Source organism: Chitinophaga sp. (assembly GCF_035538455.1).
Classification (GTDB): domain Bacteria; phylum Bacteroidota; class Bacteroidia; order Chitinophagales; family Chitinophagaceae; genus Chitinophaga.
This window is the reverse complement of record NZ_DATLKJ010000093.1, coordinates 34,218-58,048: the sequence shown is the minus strand read 5'-3', so window position 1 is coordinate 58,048 and position 23,831 is coordinate 34,218. Positions and strand designations below refer to the sequence as shown.

Genomic DNA, 23,831 nt, shown 5'->3' with positions numbered 1-23,831 from the left:
TGCTGCATTAATATATACCCGGATTTCTATGCATAATGCTTTCATTAAAAAAACCGCATTAAAAATATTAAAAATTACGTCAATATCAATAGCCTCCATTCTTGCGCTATTGTTTTTGCTCCCGATGCTGTTTCCCAATGCTATATCCGGCAAAATCAAAACATGGGCTAACAGCAGTATCAATGGTGAACTCAATTTTTCCAAAGCCCGGTTATCCTTCTTTAATCACTTTCCCGCTCTAACGCTTACCCTATACGATTTTAGCCTGAAAGGAGGCGCACCTTTCCAGCAGGACACACTTGTGGCAGGTAATGAGGTAGCCCTGGGTGTAAACCTGAAAAGCGTATTTTCCGATGCTATCACCATCGATGAGATATATCTGACCAAAGGGAAAATCCATATCATGGTGGATTCCACCGGACATCCGAATTATAACGTATATAAAGCGGCTCCCGCCAACCCGGCCAGTAAACCGGATAGCAGCAGCGCATCCATGAAGATCGAGCGGATACAAATTGAACACTGCCACCTCATCTACGATGATCAGTCACTACCCATGTTCGTACAGGCGAAGGAAGTGAATTATGTAGGTAAGGGCGATCTCTCCAAAGCCATCTTCGATCTTTACTCTAAAATCAATATCGGTTCACTGGACTTCACCTATAACAACACTTCCTATATCCTGTCCAAAAAATTAAATGGAGAACTGGTCACAAAAATCAATACCAACTCCCTGGATTTTGTCTTTGAAAGAAATGACCTGAAAATAAATGAACTGCCGGTAAGACTGAAAGGCGCTTTCACCTTCATGAAGAATGGCTATAAAATGGACTTCCGGCTCAGCTCCAGGGAATCGGGCCTGCATGCCATTTTTGGCGCCCTGCCGCCTGAATACCTTACCTGGATGCAGCATACCAATGTGGAAGGCACCGCAGATGTTAATGCCAGTTTAATCGGTGAATATATTGCTGAAACCAATACCCAGCCTGACCTTACGTTTAATATGCAGGTGCGCGATGGTATTATCACCAATCCCAAAGCACCAGCCCCGATTAAAAACCTGTTCCTGAATTTTCAATCCAGGCTTGCCCGGTTGAATACTGATAGCCTATACGTTAACGTAGACTCCATCTTCTTTAACATTGATAAAGATTATTTCAGCTCCGTGATACGGGTAAAAGGACTTAAAACACCAGACATCCATCTCAAACTAAATACAGACCTGGACCTGGCAAAATGGAGCAAGGCGATGGGCTGGCAGTCCTTTGACATTAAAGGCCGCCTGCAGGCGCATATGCTGGCAGATGGCCCCTATGCTGTCAGCGTTGTGAATCGTGGCCCCAGGCACCATCCGGACACCGTCATCAGCAACATTCCTTCCTTTGACCTTCAGGCCAGCTTCCGTGATGGCTACTTCAAACTGGCGTCACAGCCGGAAGCACTTAAAAACATCAGCTTCCAGGTGGCTGCTAACTGCCCGGATAACAACCTCGCACATACGCACTTTAACATTGACAATATCAACGCCAACCTGCTCAGCAACTACATCAAAGGTTACCTGCGCTTCAGCAACGCCCAGGCCCCCGTTGTAGATGCACAGCTTACGTCTGTCCTGCAACTGAGTGACATCAAACAATTCTATCCGATGGATAGTCTTGATGTGAAGGGCGCATTGCATATTGATGTCAACACCAAAGGCAGCTATGTGCCGGCAAAAAGACTATTCCCGGTAACAACTGCCAGGCTGACTATGAATGATGGTGTCCTCCAAACAAAGTATTATCCTAAGCCCATTCAGAAGATCAATGTTGATGCTACCGTTACCAACACTACCGGTACACTCAGTTCTATGAACGTAAACGTAAAGCCCGTAGCGTTTGAATTTGAAGGAAAACCATTTCTGCTAAAGGCCGGTATCAGCAATTTCGATAACATCCGGTATAATATCACGTCCAACGGTACCCTTGATCTGGGCGCCATCTATAAGGTATTTGCGATACAGGGATATAACCTGACAGGCTTCATCAAAACCAACCTGGCACTCAGCGGTACCCAGGCTGACGCCGTTGCCGGACGCTATAATAAACTAAACAACCGGGGTACCATGACCGTCAAAGATATTGTACTCCACTCAGATATGTTCCCGCTTCCTTTTTATATCAGCAACGGTATATTCCGGTTCGATCAGGATAAAATGTGGTTTGATACCTTCGTTGCCACCTACGGGAAATCTGCAGTCACCATGAATGGTTATCTATACAACGTGATCGGCTATCTTACCCAAAAGAATCAAACACTGCATGGCAACTTCGATTTCAAAAGTAAGTATGTACTCGCCGATGAGCTGATGCTGACCAATACCAATACTGCCAGTGCTACCGCCACCAAAACCACTGCTTCTTCCGGTGTTATCAGGCTCCCTTCCAACCTGGCGCTGACACTCAATGCAGCGGCAGACAGAATCCGTTTCAAAGGCATGAATATCGATAGTTTCCACGGACAAGTGGTGTTGGACAGCGGCAAAGTAGCGCTTAATAAAACCGGGTTCAATATTATCGGCGCACCTGTGGAAATGGACGCCACCTATGCCTCAATACAGCCGCAGCGGGCTACCTTCGATTATCATATCACCGCAAATGAATTTGATATCCGGCGTGCCTATAATGAAATCAAAATCTTCCATGATATGGCCAGTTCCGCTGCCAGCGCCAGCGGCATAGTTGGCATTGACTACCACCTTAGTGGAAAACTGGACGCTAATATGAATCCCATTTACCCTTCCTTGAAAGGTGGCGGCATACTATCCGTTAAGAAAATTAAACTGAAAGGCTTCAAGCTGATGAATGCAGTAAGCCAGTCCACCGGCAAATCAGACATCAAAGATCCGGATGTTTCCAAAGTGGACATTAAGTCCAGCATCAGCAATAATATTATTACCATAGAAAGAACCAAACTCCGTGTAGCTGGCTTCCGCCCCCGTTTTGAAGGACAGGTGAGCATGGATGGCAGATTAAACCTGAAAGGCCGGCTTGGCCTGCCTCCGTTCGGTATCCTGGGCATACCTTTCAACGTAACAGGAACACAGAGCAATCCGAAAGTACAACTACGCAGAGGTACGAATAAGGATCAACTGGACGAAACACCGGATACGGAAGAATAGGTCTAAAAGGAAATGTAAAAATTTCTATTTTTGAGCAGCCAAACGAAATGCGGGTGAGGATAAAATCAATACTCACTCCAAACGTCACATTGATCTAAAAATATTATTCTGCATGAACGGGCAATTAACTACACTGATTGGACAACTAAAAGACAATACCATCCAGTTCAAAGACGTGATTGAATTGATAGAAAGTTTGTATCGCCACCAGCCTGCCGCCTTTAAAAATGGAGATGCACACAACGAAGCAACACAAAATCAGGGTAGCGCGAAAGTCTTTGCTTTCGCCCAATTAAATAATCTTTCCAAGGAAGATACACTCTATCTATTTGCGGAGCACTATCAGTCAGTTCTCAATCATCCCGATGGACAGGACCACCAGAATATCAGGCAATTTATGACGCATGGATGGCTAGGAGTGGTATTTGAAGGTCAGGCGCTGGTGGAAAAACATTAAGCGCCGAAATATCCACGCAACAGGAAGTACCCGCCGCCAATTATCAAAAGATCCACCGCCACAGCCATCAGGCACAGGGGCCACCAAAAAATCCCCCAGTAGTTAAGGACCCTTACTGTATCCGGCTTACCAGGCTCGAATATAAAGGCTGTTGTCTCACCTATCTGCCATGCTGTTGCAGAAGAAGATCCCACGGAATGCCCGTATGTAATTGTCTCATGCTGGCGGGTAGGGATATCGAAAACCGGGTAGTAAAATGTACCGTCATCATCTTTTTCTTTAACAAGCCGGACAACAGTCCCCACAACCCGTTCTCCATTTTTTACAAATGCCAGCTTGCCCTTCAGACTCACTAAAGCACCGGCCAGCAATAAACCGCCAACAACTATAAAAATGAGGTATATGATCATCTGATTAGCTTTAAATAGTTCTGTGTAATTACCCAAAACGCCTGTTCACTTTTCAGGCATAGCTTTCATCCGGCACTTTTGTGAATGGACGAAGAAGATAATAACCGGCACCCACAATAATCAGTGGAATAGCAATAGCCATTAAAACGATCGCCCAGCTGAAAAGCCAGAAGTAACTCATCATTGTGGCGGAACTTGGGTTTGCAGGATCATACAAAAAGATGGCTTCTTCTCCTACAGCCCAGCTTGATGGTTTGCTCGCAGACGCATGATGGTAAATGATGTGACCATTCTCTCTTGTCTTTACCTCAAAAACCGGTGCATAGGCGCCATCAACGTCTTCCAGCGAAGTAACCGTGCCAATAGCCCGTTCACTCCTGCTGATGAAAGCAACAGACTGCTTCAATTGGTATAATGAAACGGCAAATAATATGAGACCGGTTAACAGATATAGCATGTATCGCATAGGACGAATATAAGTCCACTACAAGATAGCAACAAATTTTGGAAAGTCATGGAATAGAAAAAGCCTCCGGATCCTGCGATCTGAAGGCCGATAAATTGAACAAGTCTTTTTCTTAATTCCAGTTGTCGATCTTAATGTCAATAGGATCAGGATTGCCTTTCCCTGTTTCTACCAGCGACTTCAGGCTCATCAGAAATATGGCCCACTTGGTACTGCAATGATGCATGAACTCTATAGGCTCCTTCCAGTTCAGGTGCTTAAACAGTAGGATTACATAATCGCCCTCCTGTTTCAGCTCAAAATTGATGGTGGTACCTAACCATTCTTCAGGCCCCTCTGCTACTTCCCATTCTACCTGATGCGGAGCATTGAGCTTTTTTACTTTCATATCGAACCCTCCTGCGCCAAATCTGAATGCTATGATATTCCCAACCTGGTCACCTTCTCCCTTAGTATTGGTTGTCCACCAGCCAGCGAGACCATCCCTTGTAGTCAATACACGGTAAACGTCATCTATCGATGAAGTTTTGACTCCTATTCGGTGTAAGATATCTGCCATATGAAATTGTTTCTTCAAAAATACTTGTTAACGCAAACTTTCACAGGGTGTAAAATGGACAATATTCAGTGGTGATTTGGGCAACCGGATGAATTACCATTGGACCCCATATACCCGACCGCGCAAAGCTGTATGTAAGCATTATGGTAACAATCTTAAATTCTGCTTTTAATTACTTATATTGGAGTATTACCATAAAATATGACTAAATCCCTGACACCAAGGTTACAAGAACCCAATACCAGGTCAGAAACAAAGCTGATTGCGGGACTCACAGATAGCGGTAAATAACGTATTCGGAATACCGCACACATTAAACCATTTTGTTTATTTCATCATACAACAATGAATACTATTGCCAATAAAATCGTTGACCTGAGCAGACAAGATTTACAACTCAGAAATGAGCTTATTACCAAGGGAAAGCTTTCGAACGGATATGATAAAGCAATGGAGGAGTTGCATAACAGGAATGCGAAAATACTAAATGACATCATAGACGTCATTGGTTATCCTACCATTGACAAAGTAGGTAAAGAAGCCAGCGAAGCCGCCTGGTTGGTTATCCAGCATGCAATCGGGCAACCTGGCTTTATGAAAAGATGCAGGGAGCTTTTGGAGAAAGCTGTACAAGAAAATAATGCAGACGGTATAAATTTAGCCTACCTGACTGACCGGATAGCAGTACTTGAAGGAAACCCACAACTTTACGGAACTCAATTTGACTGGGACGAAAACGGAGAATTATCTCCCAATCCCTTTGACGATCTGGCCAAAGTCAATCAAAGACGAAAATCCATCGGACTAAATACGCTGGAAGAACAAACAGCCGTTATCCGGCGCCGGGTAAAATCAGAAAATCAAACGCCACCCAAAGATTTCGACAAAAGGCAATATGAATTTGAGGAATGGAGGAAAAAAGCGGGCTGGATAAAATAACTCCCCGTTAGGTGTGGTAAAGTGAGACTACGCACTAAAAAGGCATAATAATTACAAAATCGCGTACCTTTGCGCCTTTTTAAGCCATCCTTTCAAGGCTGGCAATGTATGCCACAAGCGTGTATATGACCGATGTAGAAGACGATTATTCATCTGTAACAGAACAGGAACAACAAACTGCCGCTGCCTTCTGTCGTTTTAAGAACCAGGAAACTGCCAGATTAATGGCCGGACCCCTTGCCTTTAACCTGGATGGCGACCTTCATCCGCTTTGTGAAATTGCCGTTGCAGAGCTTCAGCAACATCTTGGCTCGCAAAATGAGTGGAAACACAATTTTGGTTTGAGCAACAATGGCAATGGCGCCGTTATTGGTAAAATGTTTGGAGTACTTGTAGTACGAACCCGCTATGGAACATTGGGCTATTTGTCAGCATTTTCCGGTAAGCTGGCAAATGGAAATCATCACAGCAGGTTCGTAGAACCAATATTCGACGGACTTAAGACAGGCAGCTTTCTAAATGCGGGTATGATCCGCTTATCAGAAATCAACAGTGAAATTGCGTCTCTCTCCCGGGAAGATACCATCCTTCATCAACCGGCCATTGCACAATTAAAGGAACTGCGTAAAACCCATTCCAATAGGTTACAACGAAGACTCCTGGAGCAATATAACTTCATAAATAAGGCAGGCCACACTAAGAACATGGTAGATATCTTTACCGCTCAGGGTTACAAACAACCTCCTGCCGGCGCCGGAGAGTGTGCTGGTCCCAAATTACTGCAATACGCCTTTCGTCATCAGATGGAGCCCCTGGCTTTAGCGGAATTCTGGTGGGGATTATCACCCAAGTCTGCTACATGGAAACATGGCGCCTATTACAAGCCATGCAAGGAAAAATGTGCGCCTATCCTGGATTATATGATAAGCGGGTAGTGTATTTGCGTCACCGTTAGTTGTCAGACAACTCGTTCGGGCTTTCTCCTGCCATCATGGCCAGTATTTTATTTCCTTTTAGAATCATCATGATTCCATAGCCAGAGGTGGCAAATGCACACCCGATACTTATAACCGACGTTGTTACATATGCCGGATATCCGTTGCCGGCTAACACAAAGCCTGCTATAGCAATCATACAGACAAAGGCGCCCATATAATAATCAAACTTACGGTTAAACACTTTTGCCAAAGGGAAAAAATGTATACCTACAATCAATGCAACGGCAGGAATGAACAAGTTATCATGACCGGTATTCGCCAACACATTTTTCACTACTAATATTCCAACACCCTCGGCTATAAAAATAGTAGTAAACCGCTTACTCTTTGCCTTTTCGTCGGCGCTGCCAACAACTGATTCTTTGGGTAATTTCTTAGCTGTGGAATAAAACTTTACATAAAAAACTAAAAAAGATAAAACTATAAGGGCAAACGTAACTCCTATAAGCCAATGATCGCGACCATGCAATGTTACTTCGCCGATTATCATCCACGCTGCAGTAAATATGATCATGAATGACAATCCTCCCAAAACACTTTCCAGTTGATTCCTTGGACTACTTGCCGTTGTTGGATAACTCATAGATAATAGGTACTTAAATTATTAACAATGCAGTAAATATAATGAGAAAGTAGATAAAATAGTATTGTCTTGCAGATTCCGGCCAAAGGAACTGCCTCGTACCATTTTTCCACTATTTCTATCAGATAAAATAATTATGGTCTGAATTATCATAGCAGTTGTATATGGTAATTTCATACCTCAACCTATAACCATTTTACAGAGCACTGGTCTCACTTTAAACCTCATTTTTAAATTCCCTTAAGACAAAGTTATGAGCATTAATTCCATCTACGTTGCGGGCGGGGCTGCTGTACTCCTGCTACTTGGCGCATGTACCAAGCAAATGAAAAATGATCTTTCTGATTCTCCAAAAGAAAAGCTTGCTGCCAGCGCGGCAGCAACACCTGATCCTGACGGATTAAAACTCCACACCTTCCTGAGAGACAATGGTCCGGCATTTGAAACATACACTGTTACCCTCCAGGAGAGCGCTTCCTTTACCACTAAAAGTGGCAGGAAGTATACTATTTATCGTAACGCACTGGTAAGACCTGATGGTAGCCCTGCTGTCGGCCCCATCACCTTCACCGTAAAAGAAATCAGTGATGCAGCTGGTATGATCTTCGCAGACCGGCCTACCGCTACCAACACAGGCGCGCCACTGGAATCCTACGGCGAATTCTTTGTTTCAGTCAAACAGGGTTCAACACCGCTCCAATTACGTAAAGACAGCGCCATCAATGTTCAGGCGCCAGCCAAACCCAAAGACCAGCGCATCCCTATGTGGGGAGGTGATAGTAGTATCACTGTAACTACCTCTGGTTACAACTACGTAAATCAGCTCATCACGCTATCTACAACCGTTAGCGTAAACAAAGGCATAGACTGGCAGCCAGTAGCCAATCCGGCTTCTGCATATGCACTGTTTAATGGCGCCAATGGCACCCTCAACTTCAGGCTGGACAGCCTGATCAAATGGACCAACTGCGACAGGTTAATGAGTCTGCCAAACCCTAAAACCACTGTACTTGCCTACTTCAGCTCCAATTACAATCCGGCTACCACTACCAGCTTTGGCGGCGAAGAACCAACTATGCTGTATTTCAAACCTACCGGCATCAATAGCATCATCAAATTCTATAACACCATCTTCACTCCGCCGGCCGGTTTCGAAGGTTTCCTGAGCTATCAGAACGCCATTCCAGTAGGGCAGAGCGGCACTTTCCTTGCCATCTCTTCTATTGGTGGTCAATTCTATGCCGAGCAGAAAACGGTAACTATCACGGCTCCTGCTCCAGGTAATAATTACACCACCGTAACATTCAATCCGGTTCCTGTTAGTGCAGCTACGCTGGTTTCACTGATCACCAGCATGAACACCAAGTGATCTGGTATCATAAAACAATCGTTAAAAAGGTTGATTAACGGTTATTCTTTCTGTCATCATTTATCTTTTATGTTAAAGACAGTAAAGCCACATAAATCATATGATTTATGTGGCTTTACTGTTGAGGGTTCGTATATGAAAGCCCCCCTGCTATGACTATCGCGAATACCCTATTTACTTAGTAACCGCTTGTTCACTACCTGCATCAGTAATTCACGTTGGCTGCGGCTCACTGGAAGCGTATGCCCTCCTGCCTGTACCATATTACTGTCTAGTTTACTCACCTGATGGAGATTGACGATATAGGATTTATGTATTCTCAGAAAGCTATCTGCCGGTAATTGTTGTTCCACATTCTTAAACGTCAGATAGGCGATAATTTTAGTGTGAATAGTTTGAATGATGACATAGTTCTGCATGCTCTCCACGAAAAGAATGTCAGCTAACATCACCTTTTCGTATAGCTGTTTATGTTTTACAAAGATGTAATCCACGGCGGGAGAATTAGCAGTAACAGCAGGCTGTTGACGCAGACAAAAATATTCCTGTGCTTTCAGCACCGATTGGGTAAACCGTTGCAGGGAAAGCGGTTTTAGCAGATAGTCCAGTACATTGAGCCGGAAACCATCCAGTGCATAGTCCGGATAGGCCGTAACGAGGATCGTCATCGGAGGAGTAGACAATGTTTCCAGCAGGTGCAGCCCGCTCATTCTGGGCATATTTATATCCAGGAACATCAGGTCTACAGGGGTTGTCTCCAATGTTTCCCTCGCCGAAGCCCCATTATTGCAGGCGGCAATCAGTGACAGGAAGTCAAATGTTTTGATATACTTTTTTAATCCTTCCCGGGCCAGTGCTTCGTCGTCTACGATGATACATTTAATTTCCATGCTGCAGTTTTTATCAGATAACATTGATTTTTATTTCCAGGTAAACAACAAACTGATCTGCTGTTTCTGCTATTGTCAGGAGGTGCCGGTCCGGATAGAGAAGGGCCAGTCGTTTCCGCACGTTGGCCAGTCCGATTCCTTTGGAAGAGGAAGGTACTTCAGTGGCAGATGGACCGCGTTCCTTACTGTTTTTGACTATAAAGAACAGCGTACCATCTTCCATGGAAAGATCTATACGGATAAAGTTAGATTGATCGGTAAACTGAGACACATGTTTGTACGCATTTTCCACAAAAGGTGTAAGGATCAGCGGCGGGATATAACAAAGCGGCAGATGCGAATCCCAGTTGCAGGCTACTTTCAGCTCGTTGCAGCGCCGTTTATTTTCCACATTAACATAATTCTGTAGATAAAGCACCTCCTGTTGCAACGGTATGGCGGATTTAGAGGCATCATAGAGCTGATACCGCAACATATCGGAGAACTCCAGCACCATATCGGCCGCCTGACTGGCATCTCTTTCTATCATTACATGAATGCTGTTCATCATATTGAACATAAAATGTGGATTCAGCTGGTCACGCAGTTGTGTCAGTTCTGCTTCCAGGTGGGTAGTGCGGAGCTTTTCATGATCAATCATGGTTTTAGCATATTCCTGATAAAAACGGATGCCGCAGATCGTTCCACTGGTGAAAAGTATCCCGATAAAGTAGCCGGGGAACATGGTTTGTAAACCGCACATCTGTGGAGCGGCCATTACTTTTCTGACACTGTTGCAGAACACCGGCAAACTTAAATACACCATAATCAGGCTGGTGAGGAGACAAATGAACACCACCAGCAATGCAAACAGGAACATCTTCCGGCGCTTGATAAAGAATGGGAGCAGCCAGTAACAGAGTAAAAAAGTACATAGCGTACCAGGAATTGATTCTATCAGCCCCAACTGAAGCGCTTCCCCGTCGGGAAGCCCCTGTACACGGACCTGCAAAAAGGTAAGTACCATATCCACTGCCCATATAATGAGGATGACAGGCCAGGTTTTCATCAAAAAGAATGGCTTAGGCATCAGTCAATTTTAATGCAAAAAAATAAAAAAAAACAAATTAACCACGATACCGGAGATACATTGCACACTCATTTACGGCAGATCGTATAGCATTTTTGCACATTAGTCAGCAATTCCGGTGTGATGATCAAAATTCATTTATCCGGGTAAGTATTCTCTTTTTCTTTGCACCTGTAAACCGGAAACCAGTAGCAGAGAAAGGGAAAGCAGCGCTTTCTGTATTATACCGGGCCTTGGTACCTGTGTTCTGTTAACAAACCATTTGTCTAAGTAAAAACCTAAACTACAATTTTATGAAAGACCGCAAAATGAAGCGAAGAATTAATCAGTTCAGATTATCTACGGCGCTGTTGGGAGTCGCCCTATTGGCAGGATCCGCCTGTAACAAACAATCGCTACGTGAAGGCGGCAGCGACACCGGCATCAACATCGGTGCCAGCGGGAGAAATCCGGTAACCATACCAGCTCCGGCTCCAGGCCTGCTGACCCGCATCAATCTTGGCGGCGCCAACGGACTTATTCAGCTGATCAGTTACAACAAGCTGCTGCAGCCGGCTGTTATTATCCAATATGTCGGTAATATGCTGACAGAAAAAGATTCTGTTGTGTATGATGCCAACGGTAAACTGCAAAAGGTATTGATCTACTCTCCCGATTTCCTGTCAGCTGGAAAATTCAGCTTGTCTGGTAGTAAAAAATTTGAATGGGATGCAAAAGGAAATATCTCCCGGAAAGCAAGCTATGATCAGGAAACCGGCAAGCTGGAAGAGGATGAACAATATACCTATGATGCCAGTGGTAATTTGATTACAAGCACCGCTGTAACGGGCGGCGGTACCAATCTGAAGTTTGTTACTTCATATGTTTACGAGCAGAAGAACATCAAAAAAGAAACGGTAACTGACGGCGCCAAACTAATTTCTCAATTGTCGGTGACTGGTTTTGATCAACATCCGACCTGCATCACAAATCCTTTACTGCGCTATTTACTCGAAGATTCCGGACATGAATTATTCAGCGATCAAAATCCATTGGAAACAAAGCATATTCAATATGTTACCCTCAATGGCAAACAAGATTCCATTGTAACAGTAAAGAAGAATACTTATGAGTATAACAATGCCAACCGCCCGGTAAAAGTGACCTTCACCAATACAATTTACAATATCGGTAATCAGCAGCCAACTACGAGCAAAGGTAATGTTGGCTACGAGTACAGCAAGTAGATAGAGTAGTATCAGGGACCTACAAATTAACAATATCTATTTGCAATAAGAAGAAAACCTCCTGCAGAACGGGTAAGATGCTATGATTGAACATGCGCCGCCCATTCTGCAGGAATTTTATTTCAATTTATCTGATGCTAACGGTAAAGCGCCCTTAATGCAATAACATCATTGGCGTTAAAAGGCCTGTCACTTCCATCTGAGCAAGCCAGCATCCAACTATTAGGATCTGCCGCAGTAGGGGTACCTGGAATATTGATAGCGCCTACATCAGCCTGTCCTTCATCACCTCCGGACCCGCAACTATATGCACGGTTAAAATAATCTGTATGGCGGAATCCAATAGCATGACCAATCTCATGTGCGATGATCGTAGCAAGATAGCCCTGATCGGGTGTATTTCCGATAGCATTGGAGTTTAATAAAATAGGGCTGGCTGGCTCTCCTCCATTCGAAGGGAATCCGGCAGACTGCCCAAGTACCTCGTCCCCGAGGTCCGCATATTGAATATCAATGTTTCCATTGTTAGCAACCCTCCGGAAGGAAAGACGAAGCCCCAGTACATTGTACCGTGCAATAGCCTCATCTGCAGCTGCCGTATAAGAAGGTGGTAAGCCAGAAACAGAAATGCTGATCACGCGTGGTAAATTAGTGATCAGGTTAAACGTCCGGTATTGTTCAACATTGGCCATTCATTAAATGCCAGAACTTGTAAAACACAGATAACGAAGAAATAGGATAAAAAATAAGACTTAGTATCAACCAGCGCTGTCTGAAATAAACTCGCCTTTCTCCTTAACAGCCTGATTTCCCCATTCAGTGATCGCCTCCAAAACAGGAATGAATGTTTTGCCAAAATCAGTCAGGCTGTAGACAACTTTGATAGGAGGTTTTTTACCATAGACTTTTCTTTCTACTAAACCGTCCTTCTCCAGCTGTTTTAGCTGCAAACTCAATGTCATTTCCGTAACAGAGGGCATTTCTTTACGGAGTTCATTGTATCTTTTTGCTTCCTCCTTTAGATGGTATAAGATAACAGCTTTCCACTTTCCACCCACCAGATCCATTGTCAAACTTACCGTGCAGGGGTATAGCTTGCCGTTCAGTTTTATGTAATCACCAATACATTCTGTTTTCATTTTATACTTTTTTGGCACCTATCTATTTTGATAGTTATTGCAAAAGTATTCTACTAAAAATAGTTTTGCAACTATAATATTTATAGTTCAAAAATTTCAAGTACATGACTATCAATTCAGCAATAAACAGCGCAGCAATACAAGATAAACCGCTTATTACGATCGTTGGCATTTTGGGGAAACAGGGGCTTAGTGCAGCCCGTACGCTATTAGAGTCCGGGAAGTACCGGGTACGAGGAATTACACGCCGTACTGATTCACCGGAAGCGCTTGTGCTATCTCAGCAAGGAGTTGAACTGGTGAATATCCCTCTTGACCTGGGGCACCAGGCAGCGTTTGTAAAGGCATTCCAGGGATCTGATGGTGTTTTCCTGATGACGCCCAACATCGCCCCGCCAGCCACCCATGAATTCGAATTGGGCAAACAGCTGGCAGATGCGGCTGTGGAAGCTCAGGTACCTCATATCGTTTTCAGCAGTTTAGAAAATGTTGATAAGCTTACCGGCGGGAAAAAATTCGCACCGCATTTCACGGACAAGGCAAAAATTGAAGAATATATCCGTACCCTGCCCATCAAAAGCTCCTTTATTTACATGGCATTCTTTTACACGAATCTGATGGAATTCTATACGCCTGCCTTAAATGGCGACACCCTCGTGTTTCCCATCTATTTGCCCCAAGACTTCCGTGCACCCTTTGTGGATCCCCTTACAGCAACAGGACCAGCTGTCTTGGAGATCTTTTCAAATCCGGACCAGTATGCCGGACAATCCCTGCCCGTTGTCGGTGATATTATCTCTCCCCGGGAAATGGTGGATACGTTCATCAAAGTAACCGGTAAGAAAGCCGTGTATAGCTCCGCATTCTCGCGGGAGGAGCTGCTTAGTCACTTCCCGGCATTCAGTTCAAACGAGACGTTAGTACAGGAACTTACAGGTATGGTTGAATACGCAGTGGAATATGGATATTTCAGGGACGATCGCGACTTAACCTGGAGCAGAAAAATAAACCCGGAAAGCCTGAATTGGGAACAATTCCTGCGCAGCACCGGCTGGGAAGGACAGAAACTTTCATATTGAGCTTGTTATCCATTTACCATTCATGTAAGTTTTCGGCCTTTTTTCATTAATGCTTTCGATTGCAAAACCATTTTTATATTTTGGGACAAGCAATTAACAATACACGCGATGAAGCACTACAACTCGAGAAGAGACTTTCTGAAGCAGGCGGCACTGGCAACCCTGGCCACCGCTACTCCAGGCTTGCTGATGGCTGCAGCGAAGCCATATACCCGCAAAATCGGGCCTAACGAAAAAGTAAATATTGCCTTTATTGGTATAGGCAACAGAGGCGGAGAAATCGCCCAGGCGCTCTACAAAACAGGATTGGCAAACGTTGTAGCACTCTGCGACGTAGACATGGGCGCACCGCATACCCTGGAAGTAATGAAAATGTTCCCTAACGTGCCTCATTTCCAGGATTTCCGCCAGATGTTCGATAAAATAGGCAACCAGATCGATGCTGTATCTGTCGGCGTGCCAGACTTCTCGCATTTCCCCATCACAATGATGGCATTAGGCCTTGGCAAACATGTATATGTAGAAAAACCAATGGCACGCACATTCAATGAGGTGGAACTGATGATGAAGGCAGCCCGGAAGCATCCGAAACTGGTGACCCAAATGGGCAACCAGGGACATTCTGAAGCTAATTACTTCCAGTTTAAAGCCTGGACAGAAGCCGGTATCATTAAGGATGTAACAGCCATTACCGCACACATGAACTCTCCGCGGCGCTGGCATGGCTGGAACCCAAATATAACCTCATTCCCGGCCGCGGAACAGGCACCTGCTACCCTCGACTGGAATATCTGGCAGATGGCAACACAGGGGCACTCTTATAATAAAGATTTCGTAAACGGCCAGTGGCGCTGCTGGTTTGACTTTGGTATGGGCGCACTGGGCGACTGGGGCGCACATATCCTCGATACAGCTCACCAATTCCTCGACCTGGGCTTACCATATGAGGTGAATCCGATCAAACTCACCGGTCACAATAACTTCTTCTACCCCATGTCTTCCACGCTGGCATTCAAATTCCCTAAAAGAGAAAATATGCCCGCACTGGATGTCACCTGGTACGATGGAATAGACAACCTGCCTCCAATTCCTGCCGGATACGGTGTATCAGGGCTGGATCCTAATATTCCACCTCCAAGCAATGGTCCTATCGCACCTGCTAAACTGAATCCTGGTAAGATTATCTACAGTAAGGAGCTTACATTTAAAGGAGGCTCGCATGGCAGTACCCTCTCTATCATCCCCCAGGAAAAAGCAAAAGAAATGGCGGGTAAACTACCAGTAGTACCGGAAAGTCCGTCTAACCACTTTAAGAACTTCCTGCTGGCTTGTAAAGGCGAGGAACAAACAAGATCTCCGTTCGCCATTGCCGGTCCGCTCAGTCAGGTATTCTGTCTTGGTGTACTGGCGCAATGGACAAGCGAGAAATTACAGTTTGATAGGGAAAAGAAGATCATTACTAATAATAAACATGCAAATGAATTGCTGATAGGCCCTCCTCCAAGGAAAGGCTGGGAGCAGTACTATAAAGTTTAATGAAAGGGGACTACGGTCCCCTTTTTTTGTGCGCTGCAGGAAATGCTTTTTTGATTTGCACGTGAGATTCGGGGCTGCGCTAATAAAAAGGAACACTTATAAATGGTATGAGGTCATTACTAAATCTCTCCTATTTTGACCAATTCGCATATTTTTTTTGCCCCGCTTATATTTTATTAAATAGCTAATCGATTTATCCATAATTTATTTCAACAATTAAACTATTTCTTTTACCATTCCTCAAAAAAATATTGAATTTGAAGGAATCCATTCATATTTTGTTGATCTATGATACAAAAATCGAGAGACCAATTTCTAAGCCGGTCGTGGATCGGTATTTTATGTGTATGTAGCGCAGGATTCCTACCTGGCCTGCACGCAGCCGGACAGTCCATTCCCGTAGACCTGCAAGATTTTTCAGCATTCAGAAAAGCCGGCAGCTCCTGGCGGATTGCAGGTGAGGTATCCACCCTTCCCGATAAGCCCAATACCTTTAATTTTTCTAAGGGAACAGGCATATTAGTGAACCAGCCGGACCAAAAAAATCCTGGTCAGGACCTCTACACAAGTATGGAGCATGGCGACCTGGATCTGGAGTTAGACTATATGATGGCGGCAGGCTCCAACTCCGGCATTTATTTCCAGGGCAGATACGAACTCCAACTGCTGGATAGCTGGGGAGTACGGTCACCGCGCCCCGGAGATAACGGTGGTATTTATGAACGATGGGACGATAGTAAACCAGAAGGACAAAAAGGTTACCAGGGCTATGCGCCGCGCCAGAATGCCAGCAAAGCGCCCGGCCTGTGGCAGCACCTGAAGGTTATCTTCCAGGCGCCTCGCTTCGATGCTACTGGTCAAAAAACGGAGAATGCCAGGATACTCCGTGCAGAACTGAACGGCGTGCTCATTCACGAAAATGTTGAGCTGCAAGGCCCTACCCGTGGATCCATTGGTGACGGAAATGAAAAGGCTACAGGACCGCTGCGCATTCAGGGAGACCACGGCGCAGTAGCATTCAGGAACATCCAGTTCCGCGAGTATAGCAAACCACGGCCCACCCTTGACAACCTGCAGTTTGTTGAATTTAAAGGCCGTTATCAGCCTTCTGCTGATTATACAGCAATGCAGCCGGAATCAAAAGGCCGTACTACAAGCCTCACTGCCAATGCAGGCGCCCTCTCCAGGGAATATGTGCTTATTTATAAGGGTAACCTTACGGTAAAGGAAGCCGGCGAGTACACCTTTGAGATGAACGCTCAAGGCGGACAGGGCATGATGAAGATCAACAATACTATAGCCGTTCAGCCCGGAAATAATAATCCGAAAGGAAAGATAACATTGCCAACAGGAAGCCTTCCGGTGGAAATCATGTATTCCCGCTCCGGCGACCGGGGTACACCGGCATTAGGGCTGAACATTACGGGTCCGGGTATCCGGACATTTTATACAGGTGATCCCGTTATATCCGCGGCAACTGATCCCATTCTTGTAGATGCAGCATCCAATACCATTCTCCGGAGCTTTATCGACCTTCCCGGAGAGAAGAAAGTAGTACATGCCGTTTCAGTAGGCAGCCCGGAGAATGTGCATTATACCTACGATCTTGATAAAGGCGCCATTGTACAGGTATGGCGTGGCAACTTCCTGGAGACCACGCCCATGTGGCATGATCGGGGCGACGGCACCGCGCGTCCGCTCGGAGCCTTGCAGCGCCTGGGAAAGCCGCTGCTCACACTATGCCGGCTGGCAGCGCCGCAGGCGGCATGGAGCACTGATACCACCGGCAGCGGTTATCGCCCGAAAGGATATATACTGGATGAAAATGATCGTCCCACTTTCCGGTACCTGGCTTACGGATCTACTGTAACAGATGTAATACGTGTACTCGAAGACGGACACGGATTGTTACGCGAGATCAATGTAACAGCGCCGGGAAATGACCTCTATGCACGGATTGCAGAAGGTACGCGTATAACGTTACTGGAAAAGGATATCTATGTGATTGACGACAAAGCCTGGTACCTCCAGTTAAAAGATACAGGCGATGCAAAACCTGTGATACGGAATGCCGGCGACAACCACCAGGAGCTGATCGTACCTGTCCGCAGCAAGTTGAGTTATGTTATCCTTTTCTAATTCTAAACAAATGATTGTTCGATCAGCGAAACAAGGGGCAACAGATTGCTGTATACAGAAAAATACAGCCGCACAGTTCCTTCCGCAGATTGAAAAGACAAAGCACTACCGGATGAAAAATATTATAAAGAAAGTTGCCGTCTGCCTCCTGCCCCTGTGTGCAGCATTTAGCGCATCTGCGCAGGAAACACCCAAGGAAGAAGATTATTTCAGGATAACGAAGGTAACCGCGCCAGAAGGCATTTTGCTGGAAGTAGGTGGCCTCACTGTTTTGCCCAATGGCGACCTCGGTGTATCCACCCGTCGGGGCGATGTATTTATTGTGAAAAATCCCACCAGCCGCCGGCCCTTCTTCAGCAAGTTTGCCACCGGCCTGCACGAGATACTTGGCCTTGCATACAAAGACGGGGCACTCTACTGCGCGCAGCGTGGTGAGTTGACAAAGCTTGTAGATACAAATATGGATGGAAAAGCCGATGTATATGAAACCGTATATGCGTGGCCGTTATCAGGTCATTATCACGAGTACAGCTTCGGTCCCAAAATGGCGCCTGATGGCTCCTTCTTCGTGTCCGGCAACGTTGCCTTTGGCGATGAAGAATGGTGGCGGGGGGAAAGTCGTGTTCCCTGGCGCGGATGGACAATGCATATCGCTGCAGATGGCAGCAGCATGGAACCATGGGCTACAGGCATGCGCTCTCCCTGCGGATTGAGTATGGTCAACGGAGAATTATTCTACACAGAAAACCAGGGCGACTGGGTAGGCTCCGGAGGCGTATGGCAGGTAAAGAAAGGAGACTTTGTAGGTCACCCCGCCGGCCTTCGCTGGACCAACCAACCCAACTCTCCGCTACAACTTACAACCGAGCAGCTATACGCACAGGTAGATCCCCGAAAGGTAAAAAATGCAGAAGGCCGCTACATCAAACCGGAGAATGTGGTAAATGAGCATTTCAAAACCATGTACGATGTAAAAAAAGTAATCCCTGAGCTGCGCCTGCCCGCAGTGTGGCTCCCCCATGGCATATTAGGCATCTCAAATTCGGAAATGGTCGCTATTCCTGAAGGAGTATTTGGTCCCTTTGCCGGACAAACACTGGTAGGCGATCAGGGACAGAGCAAGATCATGCGCGTGGTGATGGAAAAAGTAAAAGGCGAATACCAGGGTGTGGCTTTTGATTTCCGCACCGGTTTCCAGTCTGGAGTACTCCGCCTGGCATGGGGACAAGACGGCTCACTCTTCGTAGGTGAAACGAACCGCGGCTGGGGCTCTGCAGGTGATGCAAACGAAGGCCTGCAACGCCTCGTGTGGAGCAATCGCGTGCCTTTTGAAATGCAAACAATAAAAGCCATGCCTGATGGATTCGAGATCGAATTCACCCTGCCGGTAGATAAAAAATCAGCAGAAGATATTGCATCTTATTCAGTGGAAAGTTTTATCTATAAATATCATCCCGTATACGGCAGCCCTACCGTCAACATGGCTAAATGCGCAGTGAAAGGCGTAAAGGTTTCGGAAGATGGACTGAAGGCCCGCATCATTGTAGAAAATATGCGCCAGTATTACATTCACAACATCACGCTGGAAGGCGTCCGCTCAAGGGATAATTTCTATTCGCTGGTACACCCTTCCGGCTACTACACATTGAATAATTTCCCTGACGGCCCAAAGCTATCCCTGAGCGAAGTGAGTACGCGTAATTCTACCATGAAAGCAGCAGCGGCAAAAGTTGCAGCGATTGGATCAAAAGCCAGTCCTGGTGCAAAAAATGAAGCAAAGCCCACCACCCCGGCTACGAAGCCGGCCGTATCGAAGGCTGTTACCTATGAGGAAGTAAAACCGCTGCTGGTAAAGTACACCTGTGCGGCTTGTCATAATCCGGAAAAGAAACAGGTAGGTCCTGCATTCAAAGACATCGCGAAAAGACGCTACAGCAACGATCGTATAGTAAGCCTGATCTACAACCCCAAACCGGAAAACTGGCCTGGATACGCTACGGAAATGCCGCCGCTGCCTCAGGTACCTAAAACAGAAGCGTTGAAAATTGCCGGATGGATCAATTCCCTCCGCTGATTATTATATTATGCCATATGAACAGGGCATCCATTTTAATATCGGTATTACCGCGTTAAAGTGGATGCCTTGTCTGTCAATGAGTAAGTTAAAGGCGAAAAAGGATTTCAATTGCTTCAAAATGAGAACTATCTATCCATATTGTCAATCGATTAAACTAAAATTTTTTCAAGAAATACCATCGTCTTGTAACTTTTTGTAAATTTATAATTCCAATGCTATATCAACCGCTTTCCAAGCCAGACAAGTAGCCCAAAGACCGGCACAGGCGACCCTCATTTTTAACCCGATGCGATTGGAGTAACAAGGATATTAAACTAATAATCATTCCCCCTCAACATAACCCGGATTTCTATGAATACAGAGATAACTTCAACCCTTTCTCAAGACCAAATTCACATTAATCCGAATTTTCCCTCACTTTAAACTAAACATTATATGAATAAGGAATTCAATGTGCCTAAGCCCGTATACCCCTGGACAACCCTTCAAAGCCCCTTCGCCGGCACCTTCTGTGAAGAAGAAAAAAATTGGTATGACCAGGACTATCAATTCTTATCAAAAGAGGCAATGGCAAGATATAGAAAGATGCGATTATTCGATGTTGGGCCATTTATGATACCAGCTGCTACTGAAAGGGACAGAATTCGTCATGCAACACGTTTTGCAATTTATATGACGGTAACTGATGATTTTGTAGAGCTTTTACCGATAAAGGAGATAGCAGCATTCAGAAACCGGATTTTTGAGGTAATGATGGGCGACGATCCCCGGCCGGAGGAAAAAGGAATATTACGTCAGATGCAAACAAACAGAAAGGAGTGGATGGCGCTTGGAATGCCGGACTTCTGGCTGGAGCGGATAGCCACGAATTATAAACATCGCTTTGTTACCGACGGAATCATGGAAGAATCACCATATAAGATCAGTAAGAACATTCCCCCTATTCCCCTCTTTCATTTAATCCGTGCCAATTCAATAGGCATGATTCCATTTGTTGATCTGATTTGTCCCACAACTGGCTTTGCTTTACCGGATTTTATTTATAATCACACCGTTATCCAGCGCATTGTTATGCTACAGGCAATCATTGTAGCGCTTCAGAACGATTTTGCAACTATCGGTAAGGAGCTTGCGATAGAATCAGAGATTTTCAATATCATCACATTACTACAGCATCACCATAAAATATCTTTTGATGAAGCCTGCACAGAAGGAATGAAGATTCATGATGAGTTTGTAAACGAATTGGTAACATTATCAAACCATCTACCGGATTTCAGTCCGTATCAAAAAGAAACAGCGGAGTTTATTTTCTACATAAAACAAATGATCAGCGGTTTAAATAACTGGTATTACCAAAGCGGAACGAAACGGTATGAACCCGGTGGTTTCGCTGTGCCACCAAACGGGAGAGGTGAGACGATGGACAGAATAGAGATTAAGCACTTCTAGCGTATCCAGGGCTGCTCGGGTACCAACAGAAAAAGGTACCCGGACAGCCTCAGGAATTATTACTAAAACTCCCATCTTTCCCTTCCCGTCTCCTTTACAAGCGATAGCTCATCGATGTTCCGCACAGGTGGTTCCACGCCGAGCAGGTATCGTACGAAAAAGTCACGTTTCCGTTTACGGCCGTAAGCCCCGCCATCACTGTGCCCCATGCCGGGTATGGGCAGGAATTCGAAGTCTTTTCCCGCCTTGATCAATGCATCCGCTACACGGTAAGTGGATTCGGGCGGTACGTTGGTATCGGCTTCCCCAACGATCAGGAGCAGGCGCCCCTTGAGTTTGGCGGCATTGGTAACGTTGGATTGCTCTTCATAATGCTTTCCAACAGGATAACCCATCCATTGCTCGTTCCACCATTGTTTGTCTACGCGGTTATCGTGGCATCCACAGGCGGCCACGCCAGCTTTATAGAATTCAGGGTGGAAGAGCAATCCGCCAAGCGTGTTTTGTCCGCCTGCGGAAGTGCCGTACAGGCCCACGCGCGTGGTGTCTACGGAGGGGTATTTAGCTGCCAGGGCTTTTATCCAGAGGATACGATCTGGGAAACCGCCATCGGCAAGGTTCTTCCAGCAAACATCATGGAAGGCCTTGGAGCGGTTGGCCGTTCCCATCCCGTCGATCATCACCACAATAAAACCAAGCTCGGCAAGGCTTTGCATTTCACTATAGTGTGTGAAGGACTTGGGTACATAGGCGCTTTGCGGTCCGGCATAGATATTTTCGAGTACAGGGTATTTTTTATTCGGATCAAAATCGGAAGGCCGGCTTACGATACCCCAGATATCCGTTACGCCGTCTCTACCCTTAGCCACAAAGACTTCCGGTGGCCGCACCCCGGTTTGCTGATAACGTGAAATATCGGCGGTTTCCAGCAACAATACTTCGCTGCCGTCCGCAGTGCGGCGCAGCTTTGTCACTGGCGGTACATTCACCTGTGAGTAATTGTCGATATACCAGGCTTTATCAGGTGAGTAAGTGATATGATGATGTCCTTTTTCTGGTGTCAGATCTACACGTTTTCTACCGTTAAAGCCTATACGGTAATAGTGCAGGTGATAGGGATCTTCGTCTTCATTGATACCACCGGCACTGAACCATACTTCTTTTCTCGTCACATCAATGCTGTCTATATCCCGTACTACCCAATTACCTTTTGTGACCTGCTGTTCCTTACCGGTAACAAGGTCGGTCATGTAAAGATGTCGCCAGCCGTCCTTTTCGGATGTATAAAAGAGATAGTTGGTACCGGATGGATAGAAGGTCCATAGCCTGGATTCGTAAATGAATGTCGTGCTCTTTTCATCTATCACGGTTCTGGTAGCAGCAGTTTGTGCATCCACTTCTATCACCCTAAAGCGCTGGTGTCCGCGGTCTCTCTTCTCATACACGAAGTAACGCGGATCATTGCTGCGCCAGTGAAATTCCGGTGCTTCCAGGAAGTCGATCTCCCCTGTGTTAATCCGGGAGGCTTTCCGCTGGTTAAGGTGGAAGAGGAAAGGCGTATAGGTGGTAAAGGCGTCGCCGGGTTGCTTGTAAGGCTGCGAGCGCAGCTGGCCGCGGGTACTCCCCTGCTCGGAGGTGAGCACATAATATACTTCAGTGTCCTTAACAGGGTGGATGAGGTAACCAGCGAGGTATTTACTATCGGGGCTCCAGGCCAGATAACCATAAGGTTGTGCAGTACTCCCGTCTGTCGTGAATTGTATAGGCAGACTGCTGCTATCAGTAGCTTTTACATACACATTACCATCCTGTATATAGGCTTCCCATTGCTTGTCGGGAGAAATATTCCGGCTGTGGGGTTTCCTGTTGTTTTGTGGTGGCTGATTGCGCACGAGGCGTTGGGTGTCTGTGATAACCTGTCGAGCGCCTTTCACGGCATCTACATACATGTATTCCTTTGCTCCGCCTTGCAGGTCGTTACGATACCAGAAAGACCTGCCGTCCGGCTGCCAGTGTGCATCCACATTGGTTTTAAAGATGGTATTACGGGTAATGCTGTCCAGGCGCGTTGCACGCTGGTACCGCTTCACTATTTCCGCATGCGTAGGCTGAAAGCGCGTGATAGTTTGCGCAATGGCTGATCTGTTGAAAAACGACCAGCAAAGTAGTATGCCGAATAATATTTTCTGCGTCATACTGTAAATGTAATGTCCGCTACCCTGACAGTTTTATCAGTTTTTAGCCGATTCTGATCAGTAATTAACTGCAATTCCAACGTTGAAA

The 23,831-nt window shown here is 45.7% G+C and carries 20 protein-coding genes; 11 read left to right on the top strand and 9 right to left on the bottom strand.

Annotated elements, in window-relative coordinates; translation table 11 throughout:
* The first annotated feature begins 28 nt into the window (after nt 1-28).
* Both VM802_RS10850 and VM802_RS10845 read left to right on the top strand, forming a co-directional pair.
* Nucleotides 29-3,160, top strand: coding sequence for an AsmA family protein (locus VM802_RS10850; protein ID WP_325530236.1), 3,132 nt, complete (start codon nt 29-31; stop codon nt 3,158-3,160).
* Nucleotides 3,161-3,272: 112 nt separating this feature from the next.
* The gene (locus VM802_RS10845; protein ID WP_325530234.1) at nt 3,273-3,617 is read left to right on the top strand and encodes a HopJ type III effector protein; all 345 of its coding nucleotides are present in this window, start codon (nt 3,273-3,275) and stop codon (nt 3,615-3,617) included.
* On the opposite strand, the gene VM802_RS10840 is transcribed toward VM802_RS10845, so the two are convergent.
* The 3 genes from VM802_RS10840 to VM802_RS10830 form a co-directional block, all read right to left on the bottom strand.
* Nucleotides 3,614-4,027 carry a DUF3592 domain-containing protein gene (locus tag VM802_RS10840; RefSeq protein ID WP_325530232.1) on the bottom strand — a complete coding sequence of 138 codons (414 nt, stop codon included), beginning with the start codon at nt 4,025-4,027 and terminating at the stop codon, nt 3,614-3,616. The two genes, VM802_RS10845 and VM802_RS10840, sit on opposite strands and share 4 nt — an antisense overlap.
* 52 nt (nt 4,028-4,079) lie before the next feature.
* Nucleotides 4,080-4,493: a DUF3592 domain-containing protein gene (locus tag VM802_RS10835; RefSeq protein ID WP_325530230.1), complete on the bottom strand. Its 414-nt coding sequence runs from the start codon at nt 4,491-4,493 to the stop codon at nt 4,080-4,082.
* Nucleotides 4,494-4,605: 112 nt separating this feature from the next.
* Entirely contained in the window at nt 4,606-5,052 is a 447-nt protein-coding gene (locus VM802_RS10830) for an SRPBCC family protein (protein WP_325530228.1), read from the bottom strand.
* Nucleotides 5,053-5,397: 345 nt separating this feature from the next.
* Between VM802_RS10830 and VM802_RS10825 the strand changes: the two genes are divergently transcribed.
* Entirely contained in the window at nt 5,398-5,991 is a 594-nt protein-coding gene (locus VM802_RS10825; protein ID WP_325530226.1) for a DUF6624 domain-containing protein, read from the top strand.
* 125 nt (nt 5,992-6,116) lie between these two features.
* Nucleotides 6,117-6,926 (top strand): pseudouridylate synthase, encoded by an 810-nt coding sequence (locus tag VM802_RS10820; RefSeq protein WP_325530224.1) that lies wholly within the window; start codon nt 6,117-6,119, stop codon nt 6,924-6,926.
* Nucleotides 6,927-6,942: 16 nt separating this feature from the next.
* Here the strand turns inward: VM802_RS10820 and VM802_RS10815 are convergent, their stop codons facing one another.
* Nucleotides 6,943-7,572 carry a hypothetical protein gene (locus tag VM802_RS10815; protein WP_325530222.1) on the bottom strand — a complete coding sequence of 210 codons (630 nt, stop codon included), beginning with the start codon at nt 7,570-7,572 and terminating at the stop codon, nt 6,943-6,945.
* Nucleotides 7,573-7,825: 253 nt separating this feature from the next.
* Between VM802_RS10815 and VM802_RS10810 the strand changes: the two genes are divergently transcribed.
* Nucleotides 7,826-8,941, top strand: coding sequence for a hypothetical protein (locus tag VM802_RS10810; protein WP_325530220.1), 1,116 nt, complete (start codon nt 7,826-7,828; stop codon nt 8,939-8,941).
* Between the two features lie 170 nt (nt 8,942-9,111).
* On the opposite strand, the gene VM802_RS10805 is transcribed toward VM802_RS10810, so the two are convergent.
* Both VM802_RS10805 and VM802_RS10800 read right to left on the bottom strand, forming a co-directional pair.
* Entirely contained in the window at nt 9,112-9,831 is a 720-nt protein-coding gene (locus VM802_RS10805) for a LytR/AlgR family response regulator transcription factor (protein ID WP_325530218.1), read from the bottom strand.
* 13 nt (nt 9,832-9,844) lie between these two features.
* Nucleotides 9,845-10,879: a sensor histidine kinase gene (locus tag VM802_RS10800; protein WP_325530216.1), complete on the bottom strand. Its 1,035-nt coding sequence runs from the start codon at nt 10,877-10,879 to the stop codon at nt 9,845-9,847.
* A 314-nt stretch (nt 10,880-11,193) separates the two neighbouring features.
* On the opposite strand from VM802_RS10800, the gene VM802_RS10795 reads away from it, so the two are divergent.
* The gene (locus VM802_RS10795; RefSeq protein WP_325530214.1) at nt 11,194-12,126 is read left to right on the top strand and encodes a hypothetical protein; all 933 of its coding nucleotides are present in this window, start codon (nt 11,194-11,196) and stop codon (nt 12,124-12,126) included.
* A 137-nt stretch (nt 12,127-12,263) separates the two neighbouring features.
* Here the strand turns inward: VM802_RS10795 and VM802_RS10790 are convergent, their stop codons facing one another.
* Both VM802_RS10790 and VM802_RS10785 read right to left on the bottom strand, forming a co-directional pair.
* Nucleotides 12,264-12,818, bottom strand: coding sequence for a M57 family metalloprotease (locus VM802_RS10790; protein WP_325530212.1), 555 nt, complete (start codon nt 12,816-12,818; stop codon nt 12,264-12,266).
* Between the two features lie 66 nt (nt 12,819-12,884).
* Nucleotides 12,885-13,265, bottom strand: a complete 381-nt coding sequence (locus VM802_RS10785) for a winged helix-turn-helix transcriptional regulator (RefSeq protein WP_325530210.1) — start codon at nt 13,263-13,265, stop codon at nt 12,885-12,887.
* Between the two features lie 104 nt (nt 13,266-13,369).
* Here VM802_RS10785 and VM802_RS10780 point away from each other — a divergent pair, with 104 nt between their 5' ends.
* The 5 genes from VM802_RS10780 (at nt 13,370) to VM802_RS10760 (ending at nt 21,548) form a co-directional block, all read left to right on the top strand.
* Complete coding sequence (locus VM802_RS10780) at nt 13,370-14,344, top strand: NmrA/HSCARG family protein (RefSeq protein ID WP_325530208.1); 975 nt, start codon at nt 13,370-13,372, stop codon at nt 14,342-14,344.
* A 108-nt stretch (nt 14,345-14,452) separates the two neighbouring features.
* Nucleotides 14,453-15,880: a Gfo/Idh/MocA family protein gene (locus VM802_RS10775; protein ID WP_325530206.1), complete on the top strand. Its 1,428-nt coding sequence runs from the start codon at nt 14,453-14,455 to the stop codon at nt 15,878-15,880.
* A 288-nt stretch (nt 15,881-16,168) separates the two neighbouring features.
* Nucleotides 16,169-18,019 carry a 3-keto-disaccharide hydrolase gene (locus VM802_RS10770; protein WP_325530204.1) on the top strand — a complete coding sequence of 617 codons (1,851 nt, stop codon included), beginning with the start codon at nt 16,169-16,171 and terminating at the stop codon, nt 18,017-18,019.
* Nucleotides 18,020-18,131: 112 nt separating this feature from the next.
* Entirely contained in the window at nt 18,132-20,093 is a 1,962-nt protein-coding gene (locus tag VM802_RS10765) for a hypothetical protein (RefSeq protein ID WP_325530202.1), read from the top strand.
* Nucleotides 20,094-20,531: 438 nt separating this feature from the next.
* Nucleotides 20,532-21,548, top strand: a complete 1,017-nt coding sequence (locus VM802_RS10760) for a terpene synthase family protein (protein WP_325530200.1) — start codon at nt 20,532-20,534, stop codon at nt 21,546-21,548.
* A gap of 62 nt (nt 21,549-21,610) precedes the next feature.
* On the opposite strand, the gene VM802_RS10755 is transcribed toward VM802_RS10760, so the two are convergent.
* The gene (locus tag VM802_RS10755; protein ID WP_325530198.1) at nt 21,611-23,743 is read right to left on the bottom strand and encodes a S9 family peptidase; all 2,133 of its coding nucleotides are present in this window, start codon (nt 23,741-23,743) and stop codon (nt 21,611-21,613) included.
* Between the last annotated feature and the right edge of the window lie 88 nt (nt 23,744-23,831).

Excerpts from the sequence above, each read along its gene's own strand:
- VM802_RS10785 (WP_325530210.1), bottom strand. The coding sequence starts at position 13,265 with ATGAAAACAGAATGTATTGGTGATTACATAAAACTGAACGGCAAGCTA.
- VM802_RS10765 (WP_325530202.1), top strand. The coding sequence starts at position 18,132 with ATGAAAAATATTATAAAGAAAGTTGCCGTCTGCCTCCTGCCCCTGTGT.
- VM802_RS10775 (WP_325530206.1), top strand. The coding sequence starts at position 14,453 with ATGAAGCACTACAACTCGAGAAGAGACTTTCTGAAGCAGGCGGCACTG.
- VM802_RS10800 (WP_325530216.1), bottom strand. The coding sequence starts at position 10,879 with ATGAAAACCTGGCCTGTCATCCTCATTATATGGGCAGTGGATATGGTA.
- VM802_RS10805 (WP_325530218.1), bottom strand. The coding sequence starts at position 9,831 with ATGGAAATTAAATGTATCATCGTAGACGACGAAGCACTGGCCCGGGAA.
- VM802_RS10825 (WP_325530226.1), top strand. The coding sequence starts at position 5,398 with ATGAATACTATTGCCAATAAAATCGTTGACCTGAGCAGACAAGATTTA.
- VM802_RS10835 (WP_325530230.1), bottom strand. The coding sequence starts at position 4,493 with ATGCGATACATGCTATATCTGTTAACCGGTCTCATATTATTTGCCGTT.
- VM802_RS10760 (WP_325530200.1), top strand. The coding sequence starts at position 20,532 with ATGAATAAGGAATTCAATGTGCCTAAGCCCGTATACCCCTGGACAACC.
- VM802_RS10845 (WP_325530234.1), top strand. The coding sequence starts at position 3,273 with ATGAACGGGCAATTAACTACACTGATTGGACAACTAAAAGACAATACC.
- VM802_RS10850 (WP_325530236.1), top strand. The coding sequence starts at position 29 with ATGCATAATGCTTTCATTAAAAAAACCGCATTAAAAATATTAAAAATT.
- VM802_RS10820 (WP_325530224.1), top strand. The coding sequence starts at position 6,117 with ATGACCGATGTAGAAGACGATTATTCATCTGTAACAGAACAGGAACAA.
- VM802_RS10830 (WP_325530228.1), bottom strand. The coding sequence starts at position 5,052 with ATGGCAGATATCTTACACCGAATAGGAGTCAAAACTTCATCGATAGAT.
- VM802_RS10815 (WP_325530222.1), bottom strand. The coding sequence starts at position 7,572 with ATGAGTTATCCAACAACGGCAAGTAGTCCAAGGAATCAACTGGAAAGT.
- VM802_RS10755 (WP_325530198.1), bottom strand. The coding sequence starts at position 23,743 with ATGACGCAGAAAATATTATTCGGCATACTACTTTGCTGGTCGTTTTTC.
- VM802_RS10790 (WP_325530212.1), bottom strand. The coding sequence starts at position 12,818 with ATGGCCAATGTTGAACAATACCGGACGTTTAACCTGATCACTAATTTA.
- VM802_RS10840 (WP_325530232.1), bottom strand. The coding sequence starts at position 4,027 with ATGATCATATACCTCATTTTTATAGTTGTTGGCGGTTTATTGCTGGCC.
- VM802_RS10810 (WP_325530220.1), top strand. The coding sequence starts at position 7,826 with ATGAGCATTAATTCCATCTACGTTGCGGGCGGGGCTGCTGTACTCCTG.
- VM802_RS10770 (WP_325530204.1), top strand. The coding sequence starts at position 16,169 with ATGATACAAAAATCGAGAGACCAATTTCTAAGCCGGTCGTGGATCGGT.
- VM802_RS10795 (WP_325530214.1), top strand. The coding sequence starts at position 11,194 with ATGAAAGACCGCAAAATGAAGCGAAGAATTAATCAGTTCAGATTATCT.
- VM802_RS10780 (WP_325530208.1), top strand. The coding sequence starts at position 13,370 with ATGACTATCAATTCAGCAATAAACAGCGCAGCAATACAAGATAAACCG.